This is a genomic window from Dictyobacter arantiisoli (genome assembly GCF_008326305.1).
Lineage (GTDB): Bacteria > Chloroflexota > Ktedonobacteria > Ktedonobacterales > Ktedonobacteraceae > Dictyobacter > Dictyobacter arantiisoli.
In genome coordinates, this window is sequence record NZ_BIXY01000082.1 from 22,755 (window position 1) to 33,832 (window position 11,078).

Genomic DNA, 11,078 nt, shown 5'->3' on the forward strand with positions numbered 1-11,078 from the left:
GATTGATTTTTCGAGGCCAGTGAAACGCTGCCCCGGTGTGTTGATGACCACACCCTGTATTCTTTCTGTACGAAATTGAACGCGGTTCGGTCTACATTTGGCGGTCAACCCTGGGAGAGATGTCCCAATCAACGGACCTGCCAGCCTGTCTACTGTTCTGGTATACCACAAGGCAAGTATACACCATGTCGCATGGGGATACTGGAAAGATGAGGACTTTTGTCTTTCCACGTCAGAAGAGACGATCATGAGCACGGACGACGCATGTCATCTGTGTCTGTAATAGTGTTAGCTGTATTGCTTGAGTGCCCTGGATATGGTACTATTCTCATCATTCGTAGAAAACCTCTTTTCTCTCTGAACGCATAGGGTGAAAGCGGGGTGCAGGGGCGGCAGCCTCTGACGGAGCGCGATGGTAGGCATGCCGGGGGCATGACAGTCCTCGCACCTTCCCTCTTCCACCACCACTCGGAAGGACGGAGAGCCAAAATAGCCCTCGTTGGTGCCTCCATTGCATGAGATGACTCGTAACATATAGAGGAGTTGATCCAGAAGTTGGGGATCGCGTTACAATTGAAGTGTTGGTTGTCTGAAATTTCAAGCAGAATTGTACAGGGATCATTATTCTTCGTTCATCCCTTCAGACATGTTCGTTTAAGAAGGTAGACAACCTGCTCGTAGTGAAAGGTTCTGGCCCTGCTATGCCGCGTATCATTGGGATTACAGGAAATATCGCCTGTGGCAAGTCTTCTGTTGGACAGTATCTGCTCACATTGGGTGCTGAACGCTATATCGATGCCGATGTGCTGGTGCATGGCCTCTATGCAGCGGGACAACCGATTGCGCTCGAAGTAGGAAAGACCTTTGGTCACGGCGTCCTGGAGGAGGATGGGAGTGTTAAGCGCCAGGCGTTGGGCGCGCTGGTATTCCGCGATGCTACCGCGATGCAGGCCTTAGAAGCGATTGTTCATCCTGCCGTTCAGCAGGCGCTCACTGCGGAACTGGCTCAGGTAAGTGAGCAGGGTATCGCCATTCTGGATGCCGTAAAACTATTGCAAGGAGAATCAGCGGCGCGCTGCCAGAGTATCTGGCTGGTCGTCTGTCCCATTGAGCAACAGATGCAGCGCCTCATGCGACGCAACAACCTGGATGAGGAAGAAGCGCGTCTCCGGCTGCGCTCCCAACCTGCTTATCAAGATAAATTATCATTGGTCGATCTAGTAATTCAGAATGGTGGTACTCTTCAAGAGACCTATCGGCAAGTACAGGAGGCGTTTGAACGCTTCTGTCAAGCCTTTCCCGCCGTACTATTTAAGCCGTAGGGAGTAAATAAGTGCTATGCAACAACGATGGTCGTTTCTACATCCTTATTTAGGGAGTTTGCTGCTTGTCTTTGTCGTCTCCATTGCCTGGAGTATCCATGCGGCAAATATTTCTCCTGCTGACAGTGCCGAGAACACCTTGCGTCGCAGCACTCATACCTCTTTCAGTTCGGCTCCTTCAGGACAGTTCCTGGCGGGGCAACTCAGGGACTCCAGCCAATCCGCTGTACTTACCAGTTCAGTCTACTCCAATCTTTTTCAACTGACTGGCGGACTACGCCCTGCTCCGACCAGCGTGATTCCTCCCGCCAGAGCTGTGCGGGAAATTCCTGTGTTTGATATTTCTTTCTATAATCAGCGTGGCAATCTGATTTCTGGCTGGTTGGCGGTGAAGAGTCCTCAGGCGCCTGTAATTATTCTTACGCATGGTACGCCTGGCAATCGTGTAGATATGGTGCAACGAGCTGCCTTTTTATTTCAGCATGGGTATAGCGTGCTGCTCTTTGATTTTCAAAGCTATGGACGTAGCCAGGGTGTAATGTCAACTCTAGGTATGGTGGAATCAGAAGATATTCTGGCTGCGATTTCCTTTGTCCACGCCTATCCCGATACGATGAGAAGTAAAGTTGGTGTTTTAGGACTCTCAATGGGGGCGACTGCTGCTGTCCTGGCCGCGGCAGAGAGCACCGATATCGATGCCCTGGTCGCTGAGAGTTGTCCTGAAGATGCGACGCGAGTACCGGGCGATGTTCCCAACGATAAGGTCAGAGAGGCCGACCAGCAACTGGTTGAGGAAACCTATGGGGTGGATATTACCCGGGCGCGACCGATAGATGTGGTCAAACGCCTGGCAGGCCATACGGCGATCTTTTTTGTCAATGGTGACAATGATGCACAGACTCCGCTGGCCGGTATGTATGAATTATACAGGGCTGCTGGTGCCCCCAAGCAAAATTGGGTTGTCAGTGGTGCTGGACATGCCCAGTCCTTCTCCCTTGCTACTCAAGAATACATTTCACATGTAGATAGCTTCTTTGATACCTATATTGGCCTCTAATACCTATCAACGCGGATCATAGCGGATCATATAGGAATGAATTTGCAGAATACCTGTAATTTCCGACATCTCATTTATCGTAAGTGGCAAAGCCAGAAAAGCTCACCCATTAAAGGGAAGTGTGCCAGGCTATTCGGCCTCGAATGGCCTGGAAGGCTGGTATACTGCTTGTGATGCGCTTAAGAGGGGTCTCCTTCTGCCTGAGTTCTATTCAATTTTGAGAGCGCAAAATCACCTCAGAGTTTTATGTGGACTTTCCATCTATTCTTGTTTGCAACTCCATCTAAATAAAAAAAATATGTATTGACAGTTTAAAAGACAATACGTATAATTCCCTCAATCTCTTTTCCAGAAAAAAGAGCATCTCTGATGCTGTGCGGTTGGACTTGTCGTGTCGTTTCCTGACAGAGTCGTCAAAGCGTCAGTGCTTGAGTTTTTAGACAACCTACGAAAGTGGTGAGAAGATTCCCTTAATTGACGTATTTATTTTTGTAGGGTATCGACGTCCTTACTATTAGTACAGCAACCTGTGATTCCTTTTTTATTGTTCTTTTTATTACTCTTTGAAGGTAAAAAGCGCCCATTAGTAAAATGGCACTTTTTGAAAGGCAGGCTGACTACATTATGCGACGACGTCCGTCTCGTATTTTTGCCTCTCTCATAGGCTTTTCGCTCTTCCTGAGCATCCTGGCTGCTTGTGGTTCCGGTACTCCGTCTACCTCCACCACCACTAACAGCGGTCCGATTCTGATTAAGATCGGCACTGACTTTCCTACGACTGCGAGTGATGCCTCAACCGGTCTTCCTGCGCAGGATGGCGCGGCTCTGGCAATCAAGCAGGCCAACGATAATCATCTCGTACCAGGCTACACATTCCAACTGGTTTCCAAAGATGATGTTGGTGCCAGCGGTACCCATGATCAGACCGTTGGTAAGAAAAACGTCACTGATCTGGCTGGCGATGCACAGGTCGCCGCTATCGTTGGTCCTATCAACAGTAGCGTTGCTCTGGCAGAGATTCCTGCTACCAACAGCGCACCCATCGCTCTTCTCAGTCCTGCCAATACCAATGACTGTTTGACCAAGAACACACCTGCGGTTGAGTGTGGTGGTAAGAACGACCAGATGGCTGCTCTGCGCCCAAGTGGTAAGGTTACCTATTTCCGTACCGCGACCATCGACCAGTATCAGGGTGCTGCTCTGGCAACCTATGGTTACAAGACCAAAGGCTACAAAACGGCATACATCATTGATGATACCGAGGCTTATGGTGTTGGTCTGGCGAACAACTTTGGCATCTACTGGAAAAAACTCGGTGGCACTGTCATCGATCACGTCAGTATCAAAGTTACCAACTCCTATGAGAACGTTCTGACCACGATTGCAGCCAAGAAACCAGATGTGATCTTCTTCGGCGGCAATGACTCAACCGGTGGTATCACCATTCGTCAGCAGATGAAGACCATCGCAGGTCTGGGCAACACTCCTTTCATGGGTGGTGATGGTACCAAGACTTCGGCACTCTCCAAAGCGATTGCTCCTCTGGGTGGTGGCTCTGTCTTCGCAACAATCCCAGGTATCGATCCCAGCAAGTCCAGCGCCTATGCTGATTTCTTGACTGCCTACACCAAGCAGTTTGGTGCGAGTGCCATTGGTGCGTATAGCGCCGGTGGATATGACGATGCTCAGATCGTCCTGCATGCCATCAAAACGGTGATCGACGCCAAAACAGCGACTCCTCCTGCTAATGCGAATGGCGATGCCACCGCATTCCGTCAGGCGGTGATCAACGCGATTCAGAAAATCTCCTACACTGGTCTGACCGGTCAGCATAGCTTTGATGCCAATGGTGACACTTCGAACCACTTCATCTCTCTGTACACCATTGGTGATCCGACACAGGGTGATGGCTGGAAGTTCCTCGATCAGATCGATACCAGCACGCTGGGTTAGTCCCGGTATTCTCGTTCAGGTTGCGTTTTCTCGAGTAAGTACCTGTGAATGAAACGCGCTAAAAGCGATCTACCTGGGGAGGTGTTAGCGGAGCCTTCTCCGGCTACTACTTCCCCAGGTTTTTGTTTGACCTGCTGGACAGAAATTTCCTGTAGGCAGTCCTTTTGAGAAGATGAGGAGTAACCGTTTATGGCTACTTTCGTGAATTTGTTGATTGTCGGTCTGGCCACAGGTGCGATTTATGCTTTGATCGCGCTTGGTTACACGATGGTGTATGGCATTATCGAATTGATCAACTTTGCTCACGGTGATATTTTTATGCTTGGCACGTTTGTGACCATTGCGATTCTGAGCGCGCTGGGCGTGCAATACTCACATCCCCCGACGGCTATGAGCTGGGAATTGGTTGGTCAACTGGCATTGGCCTGTGTTGGATCATTTCTGTTCTGCGCGATTCTCGGTGTAGTCATTGAGCGTGTGGCATATCGTCCGCTGCGCAGTGCCCCGCGTCTGGCCCCGCTGATTTCGGCTATCGGCGTGTCGCTGGTATTGCAAGATGTTGGCAAGCTGTGGTTTGGCCCGACGAACGTCTCGATTGTTCCGATGCCGATTGGCGCGATTAGCGCTGGCCCCATTAATATCGATATCATTAACATTTTTGTGCTGATCGTTGCGCTGGCCCTGATGGCTGGCTTGCATTTCCTGGTGAACTTTACCCGCATGGGACGTGCGATGCGTGCGGTGGCACAGGATCGCGATGCCGCCGCTCTGATGGGTGTGAATGTCAATTTGATTATCGCTCTGACCTTCTTTATTGGTGCTGGCCTGGCCGGTGCGGGTGGCTTCATTTATACCCTTAAGTTCCCCAATACCTATTTCTACCTCGGTTTCCAGCAGGGCTTGATTGCCTTTACTGCGGCAGTTCTCGGTGGAATTGGTAACCTGGCGGGCGCGATGGTTGGTGGGCTCCTGATCGGTCTCATCTACTCTTTCGTGACCTTAATTCCTAATAATATCTTGCCACATGGTGGTAATGCCTGGAACCAGGCGGTTATCTTCGCGATCTTGATTTTGATTCTGATCTTCCGACCTTCGGGCCTCTTTGGACAACATACTCCAGAGAAAGTGTGAGCATGGTACCCCAACGTGTACACGTAGAAAAAAAGATCAAGCAAGCAGAAGAACGAGGTGATAAAACGTGGCTGTATCAGTAAGTTCCCCTACGAAACTGCCCCCAGGCGTCGAGACGCGCAAGGTATTGCTCAAATGGCTTGTCGCCATGCTTGTGCCGGTAATTGTTTTTACCTTTGTCTGGAGTGGTGAAGGGATTGTGAATCAGGCGTTGCTGGGGGTGTTGATTCCTCAGAGTCCTTATTATGATCATGATCTCTGGTTTAATATCCTTCGCTTTGTGTTTATCGTCCTGATCTATGGGACGAGTATTGTGCTGACCGGCTATCTGGTGGCATCCGATAGTGGCCGTCGCAGTGCTATCGAAGTCTGGTTGGATGTGCTCTTTATCGCTGTGCTGCCGTTGATTATGTTGACGGTCACCGGTAACCTGTTGATTGGCCTGGGCCTGAGTGTGATTATCTGGGCGATCTATAACTTTATCCGTAGCAGAGTACGTGCGGCCAGACATATTGCCGTCGCTCCTCCATTGACCGATATCCGTGTGATGGATAAAGCGGGACAGCAGGCATTGTTGCGTCTGGCGCAACAGGGTGGTTTCTGGTTCGCAACAAGTTTCGCGGTGATCGCGCTGGTTGCGGATGTCATTTTCTATGCCATTGGTTCCTTGCCCACCGAGCTGTTGTCCTGGGTGATCGCACGTACGGTCCTGCTGGTTGTGGCCGGTTGGTTCCTGGGTCGTCAGGGTGGCAAGATGGCTTTACGCTATGTGGTAACGCCTGATGAAGAGGTCGTGGTTGGCGCTGAGGCGAGCCATGCTGGCGAAGTGCATGTGAGTCGTAAGGATCAGTTGGCGCATCTTTCCGCCAGCCGGGCCCGTGAAGAGGCCCGTGATGTCGTGCCAAATGATAAGCCCTTGCTCAGTCGTGGCGCGACCCGCATCTACATGTTTTTACTGTTACTCTTTGTCGTCCTCTATCCTGTCCTTGATCCAATCATCTTTGGCGCTCAGACAAAGGGTCGTATCACCGGTTATGGCGACCTCGGTTTCTATATCATCCTGGCGCTGGGTCTGAATATCGTGGTAGGCTTTGCGGGCCTGCTGGACCTGGGTTATGTGGCTTTCTTTATCATTGGAACCTACGCCTGGTCATTAGTTGGCTCGGAACAGTTCTATAAACTGACCAATATCATGGCCAAACCGGAAGTTTTCTCCTGGTTCTTCTGGCCGATGATTATCATTGCTGCCTTGATAACCGCCCTCTGGGGTGTCATTCTGGGCGCGCCGACCTTACGACTGCGCGGTGACTATCTGGCAATCGTGACTCTGGGCTTTGGAGAAATCATTCCGATTGTCTTTACCCAGATGGATGCGGTCACCAATGGTAACAATGGTATTGCTGGTGTGTATCCACCGATTACGCCCTGCATTGGCTCGTTTTGTATCAACTGGAATACCAGTCCAACCCCCTACTACTATCTCATTCTGATCTTGATCGCGCTGTGCGTTTTCGCCAATATACGGCTGCGTGACTCCAAACTGGGGCGCGCCTGGGTTGCGATTCGTGAAGATGAGATTGCGGCTTCGTCGTCGGGTATCAATCTGGTCAATACCAAGTTGTTTGCCTTCGCAGCTGGCGCATTCTTCGCTGGTATTGCCGGTGCGTATCACGCGGCCAAACTGGGCACGGTCTCTCCAAGCGACTTTAACACCACCGACTCCTATATCTATCTGGCGATGGTCGTCATCGGTGGATTGGGTAGTATTCCAGGTGTGATCGTGGGCGCGATTGTGGTCTATGCCATCAACCTGTTGATCCTGCCTCAATTGGATGCCTATGCGGCCGATCCGAGTAATTTCTTACATGTCATTCCACAAATGTTGCCGAACTTTACCTTTGAGAATATTCGCGATCTTCTGTTTGGTGCCCTTCTCATTATCATCGTGATCTTCCGACCAGAAGGGTTGATTCCAAGTGCGCGCCGCCGTCGTGAACTTCATCACACGACCAATGAAGAGGAAATAGAGCAGCAAGATCCGTCTGCGTTAGATGCCATCCCTGGCACGCCTGCGTTTGAGGCGGAAGTGCATGTGGAATAGCCGTCACAGAGGAGGAAAATGATGAGTTCTGATCAGGTAGAGCTGAAGGGCCAGCCAGAATCTGCCGTCGCGACGGCGGATGCACTGCTGGAACTCCGCTCGGTAACCAAGACCTTTGGTGGTCTGACGGCTGTCTCAGGCGTCAATCTATTAGTGAGACAACGCGAGATCGTGAGTGTGATCGGTCCGAATGGCGCAGGCAAAACAACGGTCTTTAATCTGATTACGGGCATTTACCGTCCGACTTCAGGTGAGATTCTGCTGAATGGGCAATCGATTGTGAATCAGTCGCCCGACCGCATTGTGACCAAAGGTATCACGCGTACCTTCCAGAATATTCGTCTGTTTAATAGCATGACGGTACTGGAAAACGTGCTGGTAGGACAGCATACGCGCCTGAAGGCTGGCGTGCTGGGATCGTTATTCCGTCCTCCCCAAGTGGTGGCGGAGGAGCGCAAGGCGCGCGAGCGTGCGTTAGAGTTGCTGAGCTTCTTCGGTCCCGTGCTGATTGAGCGCCAGGATGAGTATGTTTCAAATCTTTCCTATGCGGATCGCCGTCGCGTTGAGATCGCACGTGCGCTGGCTGCTGATCCCAAGCTTCTGCTGCTCGACGAGCCTACCGCAGGTATGAACGAAGCCGAGACGCTGGATGCGGTTAAATACATTCGCCGTCTCCGTGACGAACTGGGCCTGACCATTCTCTTGATTGAGCATAAGCTGGCGGTGACTATGGGCATGTCTGACCATATCGCGGTACTGGACTATGGACAGAAGATCGCGGATGGTTTGCCGGATGAGGTTCGCTATGATAAGCGGGTCATTGAGGCCTATCTGGGTCGCCAGGCGAAGGAAGAGGCGGATCAGAGGGATGCCGAAGCCGCTGCCAGAGAAGAAGAATAAGAGGTCTACCTACCATGTTACGACTCGTTGATATCAACACTTATTATGGCCCCAGCCATGTGTTGCAGGATTTATCGCTTGAGGTCGAGAAAGGCGAGATCGTCTGTTTGTTGGGAGCTAATGCTGCCGGCAAAACAACGACCATGAAAACGATCTTCGGCCTGGTCCGTCCCAACAGTGGCTCGATCCTCTTCGAAGACAAACCTGTTGAGAAGAAGGCGACCGGCGAGATTGTCCAATCCGGCCTGGCGCTGGTACCAGAATCGCGCCGTATTTTCCCACGCATGTCGGTCAAAGAGAATCTGGAAATGGGAGCCTATATACGCAGCAATCGCAAAGAGATTGACGCGGACCTGGATCACGTTTGTCAGATCTTCCCGCGCCTGCGTGAGCGCCTGAAGCAATACGCTGGTACCATGTCCGGTGGTGAGCAGCAGATGCTGGCGATGGGACGTGCTATCATGTCGCGCCCCAAGATGATCTGCATGGACGAGCCATCGATGGGATTATCCCCCAAGCTCGTCGAGACCGTCTTCGACACCATCCTGCGCATTCGCGACGAAGGCATGACCATCTTCCTGGTTGAGCAAAATGCCTCTATGGCGCTCAGCCTCGCTGATCGTGGGTACGTGTTACAGACCGGCAAAATCGTCTTAAGCGATAGCGCCAAAAATCTGCTCACCAACGACCTGGTCCGCCAGGCCTATCTTGGTGGCTAAGGCATAGTCTCAAAAAGAGAGCATCGGACACGTTACACTGTCCGATGCTCTCTTTTTGTCTTCATGCTGTCAATGCTGATGGGACGCAGTATGCAGCTATTGCTGGTGGAACGTTGCCTTAATCCTTATCGATCAGACGCTGCAACGCTTCAATCTTCGCGATCACCTCCGCCAGAGAAGCCACCTGTAACTCCTCCATCTCCTCGCGCAGCGACTCTAAATGTTCTAACAGCTCAAAGCTATCATACTCATTCAAGCCAGCGAACTCCTGCTCCTGAGCCGGCGCAGTATCTTTCCCCACCAGATGTAACTTCGCATTCTTCTTATTATCCTGTGGACTCACGATCAAAACCCTCCCCATAAGTATGAGATATCCCACATTGTACATGCTGCCACACCATCTGTACAGACCACTCACCCCATCAAATCATCTCGCCCCTCTGGAACACCTGTCATCGTCTTTTTCTGTTGCTCCAGCACCTCCCGTATAGCCACAAGGAATTCCTGAACCAGGGGAGAGATTTCTTCCCGACGCCATACCACAACTGTCTCGACAGCGATATCAACATTCACATCGGCCAGAGGACGGTACACGATCCCCTGTGTATAAAGGGTCATCGCTGAAGCAGGCAAAAGGGAGACACCAAGATTGGCCGCCACCAGCCCAAGCAGCATACGGATGTCAGAGACTTCTTGCCTGATGAGGGGACTGAAGCCACAAAGCTGAATGATGCGGTCGTAGAGATCACTTGCAGATTTGCGCTGACAAAAAATGAACGGTTCATTGACCAGGGCATGAAGCGTGACAGATGGCTGTGAAGCGAAGCGATGTTGCGGTGCGAAAACGGCAACGAACGGAACACTTTGGATAACTTCTGAGTCAAATTCCGTTGGGATGTCCTGGCTGAGGCTTGCCGCAAATCCTATCTGTATTTGTTGCTTTTGTAATGCCTGCCCGCCTGCTCTGGTGGGGCTTTGGGGCGCAATGGCAATGCCCCTCCACCCGTGAAGGGTGGCTCCTACGGATGCATCGGCGTTCCCCATGCTCCCTCTTTCCATTCATTTGTTGGAGTAGGTGACCTAAGGTCTGCTCCAACTGGCGAATCTGTTGACTTAAAGGTGGCTGAGCGATGTGTAATTTCTCGGCAGCGCGGCTAAAGTGAAGTTCTTCGGTTACAGCGACAAAATAGCGCAAGTGGCGCAGTCTTCGCAACGCCTCGGCCATGGCCGAGGTGAGTGCTGCGCGCTTGAGCATCTCGCGTTCTTGGAGCTCCGGGTTGGCGGCAATCACGGCCTGGCGCTGCCGAACAAGTTCATGGCGATCTCGGAACACTGGGGTAGCGGCCTCCAGGGCTGCGGCGACTGCATCGAGAGGCGTGGCGGAAGCAGGCGCAGCTTCGATGGCACTCACGTAGATAGTGCGCAGCGTCTCCTGACCCCCGAACAGCACCTCACGCTTATCGGCGAAGTAGCGAAAGAATGTCCGTTCAGTGAGGCCAGCCCGTTCAGCGATCTCCGTTACCATCGTCTGCTCAAACCCGCGTTCCTGGTACAGGTCCAGCGCTGCCTGCTCCAGTCGGCCCCTGGCATTGGGTTCCCAGCGGCTCATACGTTCAACACCTCCTTCATGACAGCTATTGACATCACTTCCATTATACTGTATCATAGGTATGTCAGCAACTGACATTACTGTTTCATCAGGGCTTTCCAATTCTCCTAGAGGAGGTGAAAAAAAAGAGATTTCCTTGTAGAATACAAAAAACTTCAAAACCACAAAGGAAATCTCATATGGATTATACTACCTTGACGCTCAAGAGAGCATCCGTGACGAATGAAGAAAGCCTTTCGTTGCTCTCACTGTACGAAGCACTTCAGGCCCTCCCAGACCCACGACG

At 51.5% G+C, this 11,078-nt stretch carries 10 protein-coding genes; 7 read left to right on the top strand and 3 right to left on the bottom strand.

The window, feature by feature from the left end; all coding sequences use genetic code 11:
• Positions 1–701 precede the first annotated feature (701 nt).
• The 7 genes from coaE (at position 702) to F1593_RS21650 (ending at position 9,183) form a co-directional block, all read left to right on the top strand.
• A complete protein-coding gene (coaE, locus tag F1593_RS21620; RefSeq protein ID WP_149403642.1) occupies positions 702–1,322 on the top strand; it encodes a dephospho-CoA kinase in 621 nt (206 codons plus the stop codon).
• Between the two features lie 16 nt (positions 1,323–1,338).
• A complete protein-coding gene (locus F1593_RS21625) occupies positions 1,339–2,379 on the top strand; it encodes an alpha/beta hydrolase (RefSeq protein WP_149403643.1) in 1,041 nt (346 codons plus the stop codon).
• Positions 2,380–2,970: 591 nt separating this feature from the next.
• Positions 2,971–4,332, top strand: coding sequence for a branched-chain amino acid ABC transporter substrate-binding protein (locus F1593_RS21630; protein WP_149403644.1), 1,362 nt, complete (start codon positions 2,971–2,973; stop codon positions 4,330–4,332).
• Between the two features lie 189 nt (positions 4,333–4,521).
• Entirely contained in the window at positions 4,522–5,463 is a 942-nt protein-coding gene (locus F1593_RS21635; RefSeq protein ID WP_149403645.1) for a branched-chain amino acid ABC transporter permease, read from the top strand.
• 67 nt (positions 5,464–5,530) lie between these two features.
• Positions 5,531–7,564 carry a branched-chain amino acid ABC transporter permease gene (locus F1593_RS21640; protein ID WP_149403646.1) on the top strand — a complete coding sequence of 678 codons (2,034 nt, stop codon included), beginning with the start codon at positions 5,531–5,533 and terminating at the stop codon, positions 7,562–7,564.
• A 21-nt stretch (positions 7,565–7,585) separates the two neighbouring features.
• Entirely contained in the window at positions 7,586–8,464 is an 879-nt protein-coding gene (locus F1593_RS21645) for an ABC transporter ATP-binding protein (protein WP_149403652.1), read from the top strand.
• A gap of 14 nt (positions 8,465–8,478) precedes the next feature.
• Positions 8,479–9,183 (top strand): ABC transporter ATP-binding protein, encoded by a 705-nt coding sequence (locus F1593_RS21650; protein ID WP_149403647.1) that lies wholly within the window; start codon positions 8,479–8,481, stop codon positions 9,181–9,183.
• 118 nt (positions 9,184–9,301) lie between these two features.
• Here the strand turns inward: F1593_RS21650 and F1593_RS21655 are convergent, their stop codons facing one another.
• From F1593_RS21655 to F1593_RS29735, 3 genes are all read right to left on the bottom strand, one after another.
• Positions 9,302–9,526 carry a hypothetical protein gene (locus F1593_RS21655; RefSeq protein ID WP_149403648.1) on the bottom strand — a complete coding sequence of 75 codons (225 nt, stop codon included), beginning with the start codon at positions 9,524–9,526 and terminating at the stop codon, positions 9,302–9,304.
• Positions 9,527–9,597: 71 nt separating this feature from the next.
• Positions 9,598–10,176, bottom strand: coding sequence for a LysR family substrate-binding domain-containing protein (locus F1593_RS29435; RefSeq protein WP_308483092.1), 579 nt, complete (start codon positions 10,174–10,176; stop codon positions 9,598–9,600).
• Complete coding sequence (locus tag F1593_RS29735) at positions 10,064–10,792, bottom strand: LysR family transcriptional regulator (RefSeq protein WP_216368954.1); 729 nt, start codon at positions 10,790–10,792, stop codon at positions 10,064–10,066. Before F1593_RS29735 ends, F1593_RS29435 begins: the two co-directional genes overlap by 113 nt.
• Positions 10,793–11,078 lie beyond the last annotated feature (286 nt).

Excerpts from the sequence above, each read along its gene's own strand:
- F1593_RS21645 (WP_149403652.1), top strand. The coding sequence starts at position 7,586 with ATGAGTTCTGATCAGGTAGAGCTGAAGGGCCAGCCAGAATCTGCCGTC.
- F1593_RS21625 (WP_149403643.1), top strand. The coding sequence starts at position 1,339 with ATGCAACAACGATGGTCGTTTCTACATCCTTATTTAGGGAGTTTGCTG.
- F1593_RS21650 (WP_149403647.1), top strand. The coding sequence starts at position 8,479 with ATGTTACGACTCGTTGATATCAACACTTATTATGGCCCCAGCCATGTG.
- F1593_RS29735 (WP_216368954.1), bottom strand. The coding sequence starts at position 10,792 with ATGAGCCGCTGGGAACCCAATGCCAGGGGCCGACTGGAGCAGGCAGCG.
- F1593_RS21635 (WP_149403645.1), top strand. The coding sequence starts at position 4,522 with ATGGCTACTTTCGTGAATTTGTTGATTGTCGGTCTGGCCACAGGTGCG.
- coaE (WP_149403642.1), top strand. The coding sequence starts at position 702 with ATGCCGCGTATCATTGGGATTACAGGAAATATCGCCTGTGGCAAGTCT.
- F1593_RS21630 (WP_149403644.1), top strand. The coding sequence starts at position 2,971 with ATGGCACTTTTTGAAAGGCAGGCTGACTACATTATGCGACGACGTCCG.